At 66.7% G+C, this 15521-nt stretch carries 16 protein-coding genes and 1 tRNA gene; 6 read left to right on the plus strand and 11 right to left on the minus strand.

Going from position 1 to position 15521, the window contains the following annotated elements:
* Positions 1 to 7 precede the first annotated feature (7 nt).
* Both HY058_18925 and HY058_18930 read right to left on the minus strand, forming a co-directional pair.
* The gene (locus HY058_18925) at positions 8 to 1450 is read right to left on the minus strand and encodes an NAD(P)-dependent oxidoreductase (protein MBI3499373.1); all 1443 of its coding nucleotides are present in this window, start codon (positions 1448 to 1450) and stop codon (positions 8 to 10) included.
* 447 nt (positions 1451 to 1897) lie between these two features.
* Positions 1898 to 3100: a DUF2817 domain-containing protein gene (locus HY058_18930; GenBank protein MBI3499374.1), complete on the minus strand. Its 1203-nt coding sequence runs from the start codon at positions 3098 to 3100 to the stop codon at positions 1898 to 1900.
* A gap of 131 nt (positions 3101 to 3231) precedes the next feature.
* On the opposite strand from HY058_18930, the gene HY058_18935 reads away from it, so the two are divergent.
* Positions 3232 to 4317, plus strand: a complete 1086-nt coding sequence (locus tag HY058_18935; protein ID MBI3499375.1) for a nitronate monooxygenase — start codon at positions 3232 to 3234, stop codon at positions 4315 to 4317.
* 28 nt (positions 4318 to 4345) lie between these two features.
* Here HY058_18935 and HY058_18940 read toward each other — a convergent pair whose 3' ends face one another.
* Positions 4346 to 4765, minus strand: a complete 420-nt coding sequence (locus HY058_18940) for a type II toxin-antitoxin system VapC family toxin (protein MBI3499376.1) — start codon at positions 4763 to 4765, stop codon at positions 4346 to 4348.
* Positions 4762 to 5010 (minus strand): plasmid stabilization protein, encoded by a 249-nt coding sequence (locus HY058_18945; protein MBI3499377.1) that lies wholly within the window; start codon positions 5008 to 5010, stop codon positions 4762 to 4764. Before HY058_18945 ends, HY058_18940 begins: the two co-directional genes overlap by 4 nt.
* Before the next feature lie 562 nt (positions 5011 to 5572).
* Here HY058_18945 and HY058_18950 point away from each other — a divergent pair.
* Both HY058_18950 and HY058_18955 read left to right on the plus strand, forming a co-directional pair.
* On the plus strand, positions 5573 to 5806 hold the full coding sequence (locus tag HY058_18950; GenBank protein ID MBI3499378.1) for an AbrB/MazE/SpoVT family DNA-binding domain-containing protein: 234 nt from the start codon (positions 5573 to 5575) through the stop codon (positions 5804 to 5806).
* Positions 5807 to 5808: 2 nt separating this feature from the next.
* On the plus strand, positions 5809 to 6207 hold the full coding sequence (locus tag HY058_18955) for a type II toxin-antitoxin system VapC family toxin (GenBank protein MBI3499379.1): 399 nt from the start codon (positions 5809 to 5811) through the stop codon (positions 6205 to 6207).
* A gap of 92 nt (positions 6208 to 6299) precedes the next feature.
* Here HY058_18955 and HY058_18960 read toward each other — a convergent pair.
* Positions 6300 to 6376, minus strand: a tRNA-Arg gene (locus HY058_18960).
* A gap of 313 nt (positions 6377 to 6689) precedes the next feature.
* Here HY058_18960 and HY058_18965 point away from each other — a divergent pair.
* Together HY058_18965 and HY058_18970 are read left to right on the plus strand one after the other, a co-directional pair.
* Complete coding sequence (locus tag HY058_18965) at positions 6690 to 7874, plus strand: hypothetical protein (GenBank protein ID MBI3499380.1); 1185 nt, start codon at positions 6690 to 6692, stop codon at positions 7872 to 7874.
* A 173-nt stretch (positions 7875 to 8047) separates the two neighbouring features.
* Positions 8048 to 8377: a hypothetical protein gene (locus tag HY058_18970; GenBank protein MBI3499381.1), complete on the plus strand. Its 330-nt coding sequence runs from the start codon at positions 8048 to 8050 to the stop codon at positions 8375 to 8377.
* A 119-nt stretch (positions 8378 to 8496) separates the two neighbouring features.
* Here the strand turns inward: HY058_18970 and HY058_18975 are convergent, their stop codons facing one another.
* The 6 genes from HY058_18975 to upp form a co-directional block, all read right to left on the minus strand.
* Positions 8497 to 9408 (minus strand): lipid A biosynthesis lauroyl acyltransferase, encoded by a 912-nt coding sequence (locus HY058_18975; GenBank protein ID MBI3499382.1) that lies wholly within the window; start codon positions 9406 to 9408, stop codon positions 8497 to 8499.
* Positions 9386 to 10351 (minus strand): tetraacyldisaccharide 4'-kinase, encoded by a 966-nt coding sequence (locus HY058_18980; GenBank protein ID MBI3499383.1) that lies wholly within the window; start codon positions 10349 to 10351, stop codon positions 9386 to 9388. Before HY058_18980 ends, HY058_18975 begins: the two co-directional genes overlap by 23 nt.
* Positions 10338 to 11648 carry a 3-deoxy-D-manno-octulosonic acid transferase gene (locus HY058_18985; GenBank protein MBI3499384.1) on the minus strand — a complete coding sequence of 437 codons (1311 nt, stop codon included), beginning with the start codon at positions 11646 to 11648 and terminating at the stop codon, positions 10338 to 10340. The genes HY058_18980 and HY058_18985 overlap by 14 nt, the downstream gene beginning before the upstream one ends.
* A gap of 15 nt (positions 11649 to 11663) precedes the next feature.
* Positions 11664 to 12458, minus strand: a complete 795-nt coding sequence (locus HY058_18990; protein ID MBI3499385.1) for a lysophospholipid acyltransferase family protein — start codon at positions 12456 to 12458, stop codon at positions 11664 to 11666.
* Positions 12391 to 14079: an ATP-binding cassette domain-containing protein gene (locus tag HY058_18995; GenBank protein MBI3499386.1), complete on the minus strand. Its 1689-nt coding sequence runs from the start codon at positions 14077 to 14079 to the stop codon at positions 12391 to 12393. Before HY058_18995 ends, HY058_18990 begins: the two co-directional genes overlap by 68 nt.
* Positions 14080 to 14264: 185 nt before the next feature.
* On the minus strand, positions 14265 to 14906 hold the full coding sequence (gene upp, locus HY058_19000; GenBank protein ID MBI3499387.1) for a uracil phosphoribosyltransferase: 642 nt from the start codon (positions 14904 to 14906) through the stop codon (positions 14265 to 14267).
* 132 nt (positions 14907 to 15038) lie between these two features.
* Between upp and HY058_19005 the strand changes: the two genes are divergently transcribed.
* Positions 15039 to 15317, plus strand: a complete 279-nt coding sequence (locus HY058_19005; protein MBI3499388.1) for a DUF3303 family protein — start codon at positions 15039 to 15041, stop codon at positions 15315 to 15317.
* The last annotated feature ends 204 nt before the right edge of the window (positions 15318 to 15521 follow it).

Below are 15521 nucleotides of genomic sequence, written 5' to 3' on the forward strand. Positions count from 1 at the left end.
CTTCACTTCAGCCGGTCATTGCGAGGGCTGGAACCTCGGCCGACTCGACCTTGGCTTGGGTCAGGTAGCGATGCATCGACTCGGCGGCGTCGCGGCCGTCGCGCACGGCCCAGACCACCAGGCTGGCGCCGCGCACGATGTCGCCGGCGGCAAAGACGCCGGGCAGCGAGGTCATCATCGTCTTGAAGTCGATCTTGAGCGTGCCCCAGCGGGTGACCGCGAGATCCGGCTCGCCGAAGGCGCCCGGCAGATCCTCGGGATCGAAGCCCAAGGCCATGATCGCCAGATCGGCATCCTCGGTGAAATGCGCGCCCTCGATCGCCTGCGGCGTCTGCCGCCCGGCGGCGTCGGGCATGCCCAAATGGATGCGCTGGGTGCGGATTTTCTCGACCTCGCCGGCGCCGAGGAAGGCTTCCGGCTGGGCCAGCCAGACGAACTCCACGCCCTCCTCTTCGGCGTGGAAGACTTCGCGTTGCGAGCCCGGCATGTTGGCGCGGTCGCGGCGATAGAGGCATTTGACCGATTTGGCACCCTGGCGCACCGCGGTGCGCACGCAGTCCATGGCGGTATCGCCGCCGCCGATGACGACCACACGCTTGCCCGCGGCATTGAGGCTGCCGTCATCGAAGGCGGGCACAGGATCGCCCAGGCCCTTGCGATTGGAGGCGATCAGATAGTCGAGCGCCGGCACGATGTTGGAAAGGCCGACGCCGGGGGCCTGGAAGTCGCGGGCCTTGTAGACGCCGGTTGCGATCAGGACCGCATCGTGGCGCTGGCGGAGCTCGGCCAGGCTCGGATCGCGGCCGATCTCGGTGTTGGCGTGATAGCGCACGCCGCCTTCGGCCAAGAGCCTGGTGCGCCGCTCGACCACCGGCTTCTCCAGCTTGAAGTTGGGGATGCCGTAGATCATCAGCCCGCCGATGCGGTCATAGCGGTCGTAGATGTGTACCTGATAGCCGCGGCGGCGAAGCTGATCGGCGGCGGCGAGACCCGCGGGGCCGCCGCCGATGATGCCGATGGAGCGATCGAGCTCCCGGGGCGGGCGCGGCGGCTTGACCCAGCCCCGCTCGAAGGCGGTGTCGGTGATGTATTTCTCCACCGAGCCGATGGTCACCGACTCGAAACCCTTCTCGATGACGCAATTGCCCTCGCACAGCCGATCCTGAGGGCAGATGCGGCCGCAGATCTCCGGCATGTTGTTGGTGGCGCTCGCCACCTCGTAGGCCTCCTCCAGCCGACCCTGGGCGGTCAGCATCAGCCAGTCCGGGATGTTGTTCTGGAGCGGGCAATGCACTTGGCAAAAGGGGATGCCGCATTGGGAGCAGCGGCCGGCCTGGGCTTCCGCCCGCTCCGCGTCGAATTCGCCGAAGATCTCCTTGAAATCCGTGAGCCGGCGCTCGACCGTGCGCTTGTCCGGCATCGCCTTCTCGAGGCTGACGAAGCGCAGCATCCGTTGCGAGGTCGACAAAATCCCATCCCTCCCGGGCAACCCGGCCGTTCATTCAGCCGGGCGCTCCTCCCAGCAATAAGCGACAAAAATCGCCTACGCCAGCGAAAAATTCAGTCTGAGACAGGAATGGTGACCTTTTTGCGGATCGCTGGACCAAACGAATGCAAATCGGTATGCGTCGTCGATCGTTTCACGAAAAATTAGTACCAGAATGGTACTAAATATGAAAACGCAATGGCACCAATAAGATAAGAACTCACCGCGGAGGTCGCCGAGAAGAACGCAGAGGTTGCCAAGATGACAACTTTTCCGCCGCCCTCTCGAGCTGGACGAAGGGGCGCGGCAACGAAATCTTCCCTCCGCACTCTCTGCGTCGATCTCAGCGCCCTCTGCGTGAACGCCTCTTCTCGGTGCCCTCCGTCTCCGTGGTGAAAATCCTCGATCGCCTCACACGAAGCTGGACGAACGCAACAGCTTGCCCGGCTGGGCCGGTGCGTTGTCGGCGGCCCAGCGTCCCGCCCCCTCGAGGGTCTTGTCGTAGGTGTTCATAGCGGCGGCGAGCGCCCTTTCCTGCCAATTGCGGCGGGTCGGGCAGCAGCCCTCGCGCATCTCCTCCACGATCGCCTTTGCCTCCTTGGTGTCGTAGCGGCGATGGGTGAAGAGGTATTGCGCCTTCAAGGATTGCTGCAAGCGATGCCGGAGCGGGTCGTTGTGGGGCTCGGAATCGGCGCAGAACTCGATGACGCCGCCGGCGAGGTCGGCCTTGGGGGCGAGGATGTGCTGCAGGCCCCACATGACGAGGCCATTGCGCGAAGGGCGGCGCTCGCTGCGGGCGATGCCCGCCCCCCATTGCGCATCGACGGTCTTGCGGTCGATCGCCGTCTCGCCCCACCAGGCGCCGACGCGCTTGAACAAGGGATCGCCCGTCTGGTTGAAGCAGAGATAGACGAACTTGCCGTCGCCGATGCGGACCAGCGAGTGCCAGTCGATATAGGCGATGTGCCTCGCCGCCGCGCATTTGGTGCGCAAGATGTAGTCGAGGGTGAGCGAGGACCATTCGCGCTTCTGCCCGCCGAACTGGGTCCCTCCCGGATGGTCGTACTGGCCGCGGGAGAGCGCATCCGACATGGCCCAGTCGCCGTGCTTCTTATAGAGCGGCGCCACGGCTTCCATGTGCTCGTCCACAGCCGCAGCGTCATAGCCCGGGCGTTTCGGCAGCACCTTCTGCACCTCGTCGTAGATCGGGTTCTTCGGCCAGGGCTGGTCGAAGTCGAGCCAGTTGCGATTCAAGTCGACATTGCCCTCGTTCACCCGGAGCCAATGGGAGAAGCCGAAGGGATTGACCGCGTGCACCTTCAGGACCGCGACCCCGGCGGGAAGATCCTTGGCGCGGCCTTCCTCGATCCACAAGAGCTGCGCGGCCGAGCCGCAAAAGCCTTCGGCACCATGGGTCCCCGACAGCACCAACAAAATGGTGGAGGCGTCCTTCGGCCCGAACCAGGCCGTGTCCATGGAGAGCGCGCCGCCATCGGGCCCACGCTCGCTCGGGTGGCGGAAATGGTCGAGCGCGCCGCCGGTGGAATCGGCCGCCTTCAGGAACTTCTTGCGGGCGTCTTGGTAGTCCTTGGCGAAAAAGCGCGTCGGATTCATTGTCGGAGCGTCTCCTGGCGCATGTCTGCTCTGCGTCGCCCGTCATTCTAGAACCGGCCTTCGTCGTTGTGCGGCTGGAATTTGGCCATATGGTTAGACGGACGCGCTCGAACCAATGGAGGGGCTCTCCCATGTGGCCGGATCGTCGTCTCATCGAACTCTTCGGCATCGAGCATCCGATCATCCAGGCGCCGATGGCCGGCTCCGGCAAAGCCGATCTGGTGGTGGCCGTCTCCGAGGCCGGCGGTCTCGGCTCGCTCGGCTGCGCGGTGATGACCGCCGAGGAGGTCCGCACCCAGCTCGGCATCATTCGCCAGCGCACGGCGAAGCCGATCAACGTCAACTTCTTCACCCACAAGGCCCCGGCCGGCGCAGATGGCCGTGAGCGCGGCTGGCGCCAGCGCCTGGCACCGTATTACGCCGAACTCGGCTTGGATCCGGCTTCGGCGCCGAGCGGGGCCGGTCGCGCGCCCTTCGACAACGCGTATTGCGAGCTCATGACGGAGCTCAAGCCCAAGGTCGTGAGCTTCCACTTCGGCCTGCCGGAGACGGCGCTCTTGAAGCGCGTCAAGGATGCGGGATCAATCGTCGTCGCCTCCGCCACCACGGTCGAGGAAGCGCACTGGCTCGAAGACAACGGCGTCGATGCGGTGGTCGCGCAAGGGTTCGAAGCCGGCGGCCATCGCGGCATGTTCCTGACCGAGGACTTGACCTCCCAGGCCGGCACCATGGCGCTGGTGCCGCAGATCGTCGATGCGGTCCGCTTGCCGGTCATCGCCGCCGGCGGCATCGGCGACGCCCGCGGCATCGCCGCCGCCTTCATGCTGGGTGCCGCCGGCGTGCAGCTGGGCACGGCCTACCTGTTCTGCCCCGAGTCCACCATCTCGCCCTTGCACCGCGCGGCGCTCAAAGCCGGACGCGAGGACCGGACCGCGCTCACCAACGTCTTCACCGGGAGACCGGCGCGGGGCCTCATGAACCGCGTCATGCGCGAGGTCGGACCGATCAGCCCCGAGGCGCCGCCGTTTCCTCTGGCGACGGGCGCGCTGCAGCCGCTCCGCGGCAAGGCCGAGGCCAAGGGCAGCGATGATTTCAGCCCGCTCTGGTCCGGCCAGGCGGCGCGCCTCGGCCGCGAGCTGGGGGCCGCCGAGCTCACCCGCACGCTGGCGACGGAGGCGCAGGCGATCTTGCGGAAGATGGGCGCGGCGACGGCCTGAGCCCTACTTGACGGCGCAACCTGCGAGTCTATTCGGACCAAGGGCTAATGAGCTCGATGCCGCAGCCGGCGAAATCGTCGAGGTTGCGAGTGGCCAAGGCCGCGCCGCGGGAGCGAGCGATGGCGGCAATCTCTGCGTCGAACTCGCTGATGGGCCGCCCCTCCGCCTGTCTGTTGGCTGCGATCTCGGCGAACGCTCTTGCTGCCGCGCTATCGAAGGGCAGCACCCGACCGGCGAAGCCCTCGGCGAAGATTGCCTGGACCATGGCCTCGAGCGCGCTCCGCCGCCTTCCCTTCGCCAGCAAGGCCAGGCCATAGAACATCTCCGCCTCGCAGACGGAGGTCGTGAATAGGCTCTGGGAAGGCTGTTCCCGCATCCAACGCTTGACCGAATCGGCCGGCTTCGCGCGTAAGGTCTCCGAAAGCACATTGGTGTCGAGGACGATCATTCCTCGAAGCGGGGCGGATCGCGCATGGGGCCGCGCGCCGGTATTTCCAAGTCCACGCTGCCGACGGCCCGGACGCGGCGCCGGATCGCGTCGTAGAGATTCCCCGGCGCCGCCGATTCCTGGGCCAGCGCCGCGCGCAGGATGTCCCTTGCCTCATCTTCCATCGAGCGGTTCCGCTCAGCGGCGCGGATGCGCAATTTGCGTTTCAGCGCGTCGTCAAGATTGCGGATGATGATGCTCGCCATGTCGGCCTCGTGCAATCATTGATATCAATGTAATCAATGATTGCTAATGCCGCAAGATGGCCGCACGACGCGGTGGCTGGATCTCGGCCTGGGGCGAATGCCGTGAATCGCCATGTGGCATTTGCGGTGCACCAACAGCAAGCGCCGGATGCAGGATTGGAATGCGCCCGGCGTGTCGCGGTTGCATTCCCGACAATCGGGAGGAACGTCATCCGAGCGGCAGAGATGCGCGTAGTCCAGGTGGTGAATGTGTGCAGGGGTTCTGATGGCGCGACGGCATTGCGGACATCGGCCGCCCTGGATCTTCAGCAGATGCCTATAGACGAAGCCATTTTTGCAGATACGGCGCCCAAAATTCTTCCATCGCTCACCGTACTCTTGGAAGTCATGCTCCAGCTCGCGGAGAGACGTGGGAAAGTCTGCCATCCGACGGTCCTCAAGGTTGTGTTGCCTATTTGTTCTAGCATTGGCGCTGCCTGGGTTCCACGTCAAAAAAACCTCGGCACAGATTGCGAGTGTGGCCTATGCTATGGCCTATGCCAACTACTCAAGAGGCCTGCGAATGGCGGCCGAGCGGCACGTCAAGCTGTTCAAGAACGGGCGCAACCAGGCGGTCCGCATTCCTCGCGAGTTCGAGCTCCCGGGCGAGGATGCGGTCATCCGAAAAGAGGGTCAGCGGCTCATCATCGAGCCGGCGCCGCCAAAATCGCTTTTGGCGGTTCTGGCGACGCTTCAGCCCCTCGAGGAGGAATTTCCGCCGATCAAAGACTTGCCGGCGCGACCGGTGAACTTTTGAGCCTGCGGTTTCTGCTCGATACCAACATCGTATCGGATCTGGTGCGCCACCCCCATGGCCGCATTGCGGCTCGCATCGCCTATATCGGCGAGCCGCATGTCTGTACGAGCATCATCGTCGCCGCCGAACTGCGCTACGGCGCGGCAAGGAAGGCTTCGCCGCGGCTTTCGGCGCAGCTCGAAGCGGTGCTCGGCGCCCTTGAGGTGCTGCCACTCGATGCCCCGGTCGACAGCGTCCATGGCGAGCTCAGGGCTCGCCTCGAACGCAGTGGTCTGCCGATCGGGGCGAGTGATCTGCTCATTGCCGCGCAAGCGCTGGCGCTCGGCCACACCGTCGTCACCGACAACGAGCGCAAATTCTCCCGGATCGCCGATCTTTCGGTGGAAAACTGGCTACGTTAGCCGGCAGCGGAGATAGCTTGCATGCTTGCTAAATTGGCAGCGTGAACCGCTGATCCTCGGCCGCCTTCGGCCTCACATCCCGGAAACGAGAATGGCGCGCCCGGAGGGACTCGAACCCCCAGCCTTCTGATCCGTAGTCAGATGCTCTATCCAATTGAGCTACGGGCGCGCTGGCGGCTGGCTGCATGCGAAAAATGCCGGCCGGCTCACTGGGAGGCGGACACTATAGAAACCGCCCTCGCCTTGGCAAGCGTCGCTCGTTTGTTTTCTTTGATCATGGGCCGGGTCCGCCCAAGAAATCGTTGTGGATGCTTGGCGGATTTCGCAAATCCGGCTTGTGAGGACTCGCCCGTTTGTTTAGTATCACCGCAAAATTAAGTGCTTAGCGTGATTTGGTGGAACTAATGGCAATAGCGGGTTCCACCGGCAAATCGGGGGGTGGCGTAGCAGTGCCTGGGCAAACTCTCGCTAACGGATTGCGCATGCGCTCTCTTCGCCTTGCCGCTTGTCTTTGCGGCGCTGCTCTCCTCCTCTCCGCATGTTCCTTTGCTTCCGATGCCTTGTGGCCCTCGCTCTCGGGCGACCCGGTGCGCCAGCCGGTCCGCGTCGACATTCCGCCCTCCCAGGCCGAGCTCGCCGCCCGGGCCAAGCCGGTCACCGCCGCCCCCGCTGCCGCACCCCAGATGGCCCAGGCCGGCGGCGCCCTTGCCCAGGCCAGCGCCGGCCAGCCGACCGGGACCTTCGTCGGCACCAAGGTGCAGCAGCTCCGCGGCGACCTCGGCAAGCTGCAGGCCTCGATCGCCCAGCACCAGGCTGATCTGCAGGCGATTCGTGGGACCACCGCCCAGAACGCCCAGACCTATTTCGGCACCGTGGCGGCGGTCAGCGCCCGCCTCCAGGTCGGCACCACCCCCGGCAACCCGATCCTGCAACAGCAATGGAACCAGGCGCAGAGCCAGCTGGATCAGCTCAACACCGACATCGCCAACATGAACAGCCTGGCGACCCGGGTTGCCGCCGACTCCTCGCTGGCCGCCTTCATGCTGGAAACGACCCGGGCGACCTATGGCCTGGCCGGCGGCGTCGATGAGGATCGCCGTCAGCTCTCCGGGCTCGAGGACGAGGTCAACCGCACCGTGGTCGCCCTCGACCGGCTCCTGAACGAGCTCAATGCCGATATCCAGCGCCAGACCTCCTATCTCAACAACGAGCGCAACAACCTGGCGGCCCTCTCGGTCGGCATCAAGAATGGCGAGCTGCTCGGCTCCTCGCTGGCCAATCGCGCCTTCCCGTCGCCCTCCGGCCTTTCTGCGGCGCCCGCCCCCAGCGCTCCGGCGCTGGCCTCTGCCAACCCGGCCGCGGATGCTCGCCGGCCGCTCATGGTCATTCGCTTCGACCGGCCCAAGGTCGATTACCAGCAGGCGCTCTACACGGCGGTCAGCCGCGCGCTCGAGCGCCGGCCGGACGCGGCCTTCGATCTCGTGGCGGTGAGCCCGACCCGCGGCAATCCGGCACAGGTGACGCTCAACTCCGCCAATGCCAGACGCAACGCCGAGGAGGTGCTGCGCTCGCTGACGGAAATGGGCCTGCCGGCGAGCCGCATCGTGCTCTCGGCCACCGCCAGCGGCCAGGCGCAAAACACCGAGGTGCACATCTACGTGCGCTGAGGCGGTTGGTTCGTTGGCGGATATCCCCAACCACCCGTTTATGCCCTCGGACACGCCGCCATTCACGGTGCCTAGTGTCGTGAATCTGAAATTCGTGGCCACGAATTTCAGATTCAGGTCGACACGAGCTTATTGAAATTGCCGTGCGCCGACTGTTCCGAAGTTCGCCGGCAATGCCGGCAAACTTCGGAACCGGCACACTAGGTAGGAGTCGACAGGGCATCGATGAGCGGGCACACCGGCTGCTGCCGCGCGCAAGCGAAATTGCCGTTGCGTGCGCTCTCTCCGAGAGCATGACGGAGATGCTCATATCGGATCTTCAAGAGCACGACCTGCTCGGGCTGGATGAGACGTCCGGTAGGATCAGCTACGCCGACCCCTTCACCGCAAGCAAGACTGAACATCGCGTCGCACTTCAGGGTCATCAACTGCGCGCGCTCTGCGCGATCGATGCCTTGGGTGTGGGCGCCATGTACGACACCGACGTCACCATCGAGTCGTAATGCCGCAGCTGCGGGATGGCGATTACGATCGCGACCATGCAAAAGGGAACGGGTCTGGCGGCGACGCGGCCTGTCGCCCCCGCGGTCTGGTACGAGCTTGCCCTAGTGACGTGTCTTGCTTATCCGTCCGACCAGCGGCGATGCACCCAGAGCCATTGCTCCGGGCGCTCGCGGATCCACGCTTCCAGACGCTGATTGATCCGGATCGTGCCGGCACGGATATCGGCGTGGCGATCCCTGCTCAACGGCAGGTCCAAAGGCTCCTCGACCGTCACCCGGAAGCGGGCGCCGCCGAGACGCTCGATCCTGACCGGCACCAGCGGGCATTCGAATTTTCGTGCAAGATCGACCGCGGCGGTGGCGGTCATCGCGTCCCGGCCGAAGAACGGCACGGCGATGCCGTCATTCATCTTCTGATCGACGAACATGGCGAGATGCTGGCGGCTTTTCAGCGTCTTCAGCGCCATCCTGGCACCCTGCCCGCCCTTGGGGATGAGCGGGCCGGTCATGTCGCGCCGGCCATGGAAGATGAGGCTGTCGACCCAGGGATTGTTCGCGGCCCGGTAGGCGGCCGCGAACACCAATCCGCGCTGCACCAGCGCCGGCCGGATCACCTCCCAATTGGCGAGATGGCCGGAGAACAGCACGGCGGGCCTGCCATCGTCGCGGAGCCGGTCCAAGATCTCGGCGCCGACGACCTCGACCGCGCCGTCGGGCTCATAGACGCGGAGGCGGGCGACATGGGGATATTCGGCGCCGACCCGGCCGAGATTCTCCCACATGGCGGCGACGATCGCCTCGATCTCCGCCGGCGTCTTCTCGGGGAAGGTGGCCGCGAGGTTGCGCCTGGCGATCCCAGAGGGCCGCAACCAGGGCCCGAGCCGCCGCCCGAGCCAGCCGCCGATCGCCGATGCGAAGCCGAGCGGCAGCAGGCGAAAGAGGCCGAAGGCGCCATAGATCGCCACGGCTTCGATCCCATGGCGGACGCGCCGGAAGAGCAGGCGTCCGTCAGCCACGCCGCACCCTCTCATTGATGAGTGCCGCCATCGCTTCCGGCTTCGACCAGAGGAGATCGACGCGCACCACCTCGATCATGGGTCTGGCCGCCGCCGGCAAGCGCACCCAGTCCTTGGCCGTCGTCACCGGCACGGCGCCGGTGCGGTTGGCATTCTCGACGAGCGCCATGATCTCGTCTTCGCGGTAGGCGTGATGATCGGCGAAGGCATGGGTGGCGATGAGGCTGGCGCCGAGCTCGGCCAGCGTGTCGAAAAACTTCTGCGGCCGGCCGATGCCGGCGAAGGCCACCACGCGTCTGCCGCGCCAGCGTTGGGCGGCGGCGTCCGGCACCAGATCCGCCTCGATCACCGGGATGCCGCCGACGCGCACGCGAACGCCGGTCCGATCCGCTCCGATGAGCACGACCGCATGGGCGCGGGCGAGTCCGCGATCGATGCTCTCGCGGAGCGGTCCCGCCGGCACCACATGGCCGTTGCCGAAGCCGAAGCCGCCATCGACCACCGCCAGCGCCAAATCGTAGACCAGGCCCGGATTCTGCAAACCGTCGTCGAGCAGCACGGCCTTGGCACCGGCCGCGATGGCGGCCTCCACGCCCTGGCGCTTGCTCTTGGCGACCCAAGTCGGCGCCGCTTCGGCCAGGAGCAGCGGCTCATCGCCCACATCGCGGGCGCGATGCAGGGTGGGATCGACGCGCACCGGTCCGGCGAGATGGCCGCCATAGCCGCGCGAGACCACCTCAGCTCCCTCCTTGGCTAGGCTGCGCGCCAGCGCCAAGGTCACCGGCGTCTTGCCGGCGCCGCCCAGCACGAGATTGCCGACGCAGAGAAGCGGCACCGGCGCCCGCCAAGCCGTGGTCATCCGCCGTCGAAGGCGGGAGCCCAGATCGTAGAGCGATCCCAAAGGGGCCAGCGCCAGGGCCGGCCAACCGCCGGTCGCCCAGAATTCAGGCGCGCGCACGGATCTCGCCGCTCGCCGCTGGCGGCAAGAGGGGGCTCGCCGCAGGCGGCAACAGGGGCTGCAGCCGCTCGAGCACGGAATCGAGCACGCCCTGATGCGCCCCGATCACGCTGGCGGCCGCGCGCGCCAGCGCTTGGCGCCGCGCCGGATCGTCGATGAGGGAGGCGATTGCGGCGGCGAGGCTGGTTTCGTCGCTGACCGCCAACGCCGCATCGGCGGATAGGAGTGCCTCGACCGCGGCACCATTGTTGCGGCGATCCGGCCCGACCAGGATGGCGGTGTCGAAATGCGCCGCCTCCAGCGGGTTGTGGCCGCCGATCGGCGCCAGGGAGCCGCCGATGAAGGCGATGCCGGAGAGCGCGTAGAAAAGCCCCATCTCGCCCAGCGTATCCATGAGGTAGATGTCGGTGCCGTTGCCGGGCAGCTCGCCCTGGGAGCGGCGTGCGAGGGTGAGGCCGGAGGCGCGGATGAGCGCTGCGATCGCCTCGCCGCGCTTGGGGTGGCGGGGTGCCACCATGGTGAGGAGACCCGGGCGCGCCAGGCGTCGATGCACGGCGAGGGCGGCGCTCTCCTCGCCCTCGTGCGTGTTGGCGGCGAGCCAGCGCGGACGCTCGCCCAAGGCTGCGGCCAATCCTTGCTGCTGCCCAGGATCGACGGCGAGCGCCCCGGCGGCGAATTTGAGATTGCCAAGCACCTCGAGCGTGCCGGCGCCGAGCCCGGCCAGGCGCTCGCCATCGGCCTTGCTCTGCGCCAGCACCAGCCTGAAGGAGGCCAGCATCGGCCGGATCAATCCCGGAAAGCGCCGCCAGCCGGCAAGCGAGCGCTCGGAGAGGCGTGCATTCACCAGCACCATGGGAATGCCCCGGGACGCGGTCTCCAGCACCAGGTTCGGCCACAGCTCGCTCTCGATCCAGAGCGCCAGATCGGGGCGCCAATGGTCAAGGAAGCGCTCGACCCAGGCGACGCGGTCGACCGGCACGAATTGATGGAAGGCGCCCGGCGGCAAGCGCTCCGCCATGACCGCGGCCGAGGCGGGGGTGCCGGTGGTGACCAGCACCTCGGGCCGCGCCGGCTCCGCCAGGAGACGCTCGATGAGGGCGAGCGCCGACTGGGCCTCGCCGAGGCTGGCGGCATGCACCCAGAGGAGGGTTCCCGGCGGCCGCGCCCGCGAGGCCACGCCGCGGCGCTCGCCCAGGCGCGCGCCATCCTCCTTGCCCCGCCGCCGCCGGTGCCGGAGATAGAGCTCGATGAGCGGCCCGCCGATGCCGGACAAGCCGCGATAGAGGGCAGGCGTCAGCATGGCGCGGGCCGGTTACTCAGCATGGTTGTCCGCCAACGCAGTCGCCGGCTCGATCGGAACTTGGCCGACGATCCGGTCGGCCCGCTGGGTCACCTCGTTGAGCGCGTCTTCCAACTGCCGGCGGATTTGCTCCATGCGCGCGGCATCGGCATCGGCGGGGACGTGGATGGGCTCGCCCCAGACGAAGGCGCCGCGCGAGAAGGGCAAGGCGACGACGAAGCGATCCCAGCTTCCCAGCACGCGCCGCCGGCTGGTGGCGACCGCGCCCGGCACCAAAGGCACCCCGGCCAGGCGCGCCGCCTGCACCGCGCCTGGGGCCGCGCGCATGCGCGGTCCCCTCGGCCCATCGGGGGTGATGCCGACGGAGGTTCCGGCCTTGAGCGCCCGCACCATCTGGCGCAAGGCCTCGCTGCCGCCGTGGCTGGAGGAGCCGGCAATGGCGCTGACGCCGAAATGCCGGATGGTCTCGGCGATAAACCGGCCGTCGGCGTGGCGCGAGATCAGCATGGCGACAGGACGCTCGCTCGTCCACATGTAGCGGATCATCAGCATGCGGCCATGCCAGAAGGCGCCGATGAAAGGCTGGCCCGCTTGCCAGAGACGCTGCGGCGTCTCGAAGCCTTCCGTCTGCCAACGTGAGCTCGCCTTGACGAAGCGGATATAGGCCGCACCCAGCCGGCACAGCACGCGCCGGACCGGCACGCTCGTGAGCACGCGCTTCAAGAGCTTGCTCGACACCTCAAGCGCGCACGCGGACCGGCTCGCCCGCTGCCTCCTCGGCGAACTGCAGGTGATAGAGCCGGGCATAGATGCCGCCGCGGGCGATGAGCTCGCCATGGCTGCCGGACTCGACCACGCGCCCGGCGTCGATCACATAGATCACATGCGCGTCCATGACGGTGGCCAGCCGATGGGCGATCACCACGGTGGTACGCCCCTGCATGAGCTCCTTCAGCGCCTTCTGCACCAGCCGCTCGTTCTCGGTGTCGAGCGCCGACGTGGCTTCGTCCAGAAGCAGGATGGGGGCGTTCTTCAGCATGGCGCGCGCGATCGCCAGGCGCTGGCGCTGGCCGCCGGAGAGCTTGATGCCGTGCTCGCCCACCAGCGTATCGTAGCCCTGGGGTAGGGCCTGGATGAACTCGTGCGCGGCGGCGTGCCTGGCCGCCGCCTCGATCTCGGCTGAGCCGGCACCTTGGCGCCCATAGCCGATATTGGCGGCGACGGTGTCGTCAAAGAGGCTCACCTCTTGGCTGACCAGCGCGATCGACTGGCGGAGCGAGACCAAGGTGACCTCGCGCACATCCTGGCCGTCGATGCTGACTCGGCCTCCATCGACGTCGTAGAAGCGCGGGATCAAATTGAGGATGGTCGACTTGCCGGCCCCCGATGCGCCGACGAGGGCCGCGGTGCGCCCGGCCGGTACGCTCAAGCTCAAGCCCGCCAGCGCCGGCCTGCCCGGCACGTAGCCGAAACGCACTTCCTCGAAGCGGATGGCGCCGGCCGAGACGGCAAGCGGCTTCGCCGCGGGCGCATCGACGATGCGGGGCTCGAGGTCGAGCACCTGGAAGACGCGGACGGCGGCGGCGAGGCCCTCCTGCAGACTGGCATTCAGCTGCACCAGGCGCTTCATCGGCTCGTAGGCCAAAAGCAGCGCGGTCACGAAGGAGAAGAAGGCACCGGTGGTGCGCTGGCCCTGGATCACCTGCCAGCCGCCATAGAGGATGACGACGGTGATCGCGATGCCGCCCAAGGTCTCCATGATCGGGTGGCTCGCCGAGCGGATGCGCGCCGCCTTCTGCATGAGATGGCTCAGGCGGCCGACGAGCCGGGAAACGCGGCCGGTCTCGTATTGCTCCATGCCATAGGCCTTGACGTGGCGGGCCCCTTGGAAGACCTGCTCCAACAGCGTGGTGAACTCCGCCATCTCGGCCTGGGTGTTGGCCGAGACTTTGCGCATGCGCTTGCCGATGCGCAGGATCGGCACGACGGCGGTCGGAAAGGCGAGGAAGGCGACCGAGGCCAAGACCCAGTCCTGGTAGAACATGAGGGCCACCAGGAAGACCAGGGTCAGCAGGTCCTTGCCGAGATTGGTCAGGAGATTGGAGACGATCGCGCGCAGCAGCATCGCATCGTTGATGAGCCGCGACATGAGCGTGCCGGTGGTGGTCGCGTGGAAATAGGCGATGTCGGCGCCGATGAGATGCTGAAAGAGCTTCACCTGTAGCTCGGCGACGATGCGCTGGCCGACCCGGTTCATCAGCACCGCTTGGCCGTAGGTGGCGAAGCCTTTGACCACGAATACCGCCAGCACCATGACCGCCACCTCGACCAGATGCTCCTCAGAGCGCTGGGAGAAGACCTGGTCGAGGATCGGCTCCATCATCTTGGCCAGCAGCGTGGTGGCGGCGGCGACCACGCCCATGAGCATGAGTGCTGAGAGGATGGTGGCCCGATGCGGGCGCACATGATCCTTGACGAGCCGGCCGAGGAGAGCCCAGCTCGTGCGGTCGAAAGGCAGGCGCTTCACCAGGTCTGACAAGGGCTTGGCACTCGAAGAGGAGCCGCCATCATAGCATGGCCTGGCACGCTGCTCCGGGCCGAATCCGGCGCGCGTTATTTGGTGCCGAACAGCCGGTCGCCGGCATCGCCCAGGCCCGGCACGATATAGGCGTGGTCGTTCAGCCGCTCATCGAGGGCGGCGGCATAGACCGGCACGCTCGGATGCGAGCGGTTGAAGGTCCGCATGCCTTCCGGGGCCGCCACCAAGGCGAGGAAGCGGATGGCCTTGTCCTCGACCCCGTGGCGGTTCAAGACGTCGAGCGCGTGCACGGCCGAGTTGCCGGTCGCCAGCATCGGATCGACGACGAGAAATAGCCCCCTTCCGGGCTCCGGCAGCTTCACCAGATATTCGACCGGCTGCTTGGTCATGGGATCGCGGTAGAGGCCGATATGGCCCTCCCGGGCGGTGGGGATGAGTTCCAAGAGGCCCTCGGCCATGCCGATCCCGGCGCGCAGAATGGAGACCACCGCCACCCGGTTGCCGTGGACGACGCCGCCCGTGGTCGGCGCCACCGGGGTTTCTATGGGTGTGGAATCGAGCGGCAGCGGCCGGGTGATCTCGTAGCCCATCAAGAGCGCGATCTCCCGCATCACCCGGCGGAACAGCATCTTCGGCGTGCGCTGGTCGCGAAGGAGCGTGAGCTTGTGCTGGATCAGGGGATGGTCGAGCACATGGAGGTTCGAGAACTCGGCCATGGAAACTCCGCCGGGGATCGCATGGAGGGGAACGGGCGCACTCTATAGCCGCAAGCGAGCCGCCGGCCTAGCCGCCGCGCGTCGCTCCGTGGCATTTTCCGGGCCGGTATCACGGACTGAGAGGGCCGTCCGATGCTGTTCATGGTGGTCGAGGATTTCCGCAACCGCGATCGCAAGGCGATCTATCGGCGCTTTCGCGAGAAGGGCCGGATGATGCCCGAGGGCTTGAGCTATGTCGGCAGCTGGGTCAGCGCCGATATGGGCCGCTGCTTCCAGCTCATGGAGACCGACGACGTGACCCTGTTCCAGCGCTGGGTCGCGGAATGGTACGACCTCGGCGAATGTGAGATCGTCCCGGTCACCAGCGGCAAGGACACCGCCGAGGCGCTGGCCAAGCACGGGCATATTTGAAGCAAAATTCGTCATTGCCGGGCTCGACCCGGCAATCCATCGGAATGCTTAAACCTGGATGCCCGGGTCAAGATCCTATGAGGGTGTGGATGGCGGCCTGATGCGCTAGCAAAGGGTTGTCGAACACACTTTGCAAGGAGGGATCGATGACCTGCAATCAAGCGTCCCGTCGCTCGACCGCCATCCGCAGCGATGATGGCGCAG

The organism is Pseudomonadota bacterium, assembly GCA_016195085.1.
Classification (GTDB): Bacteria; Pseudomonadota; Alphaproteobacteria; order SHVZ01; family SHVZ01; genus JACQAG01.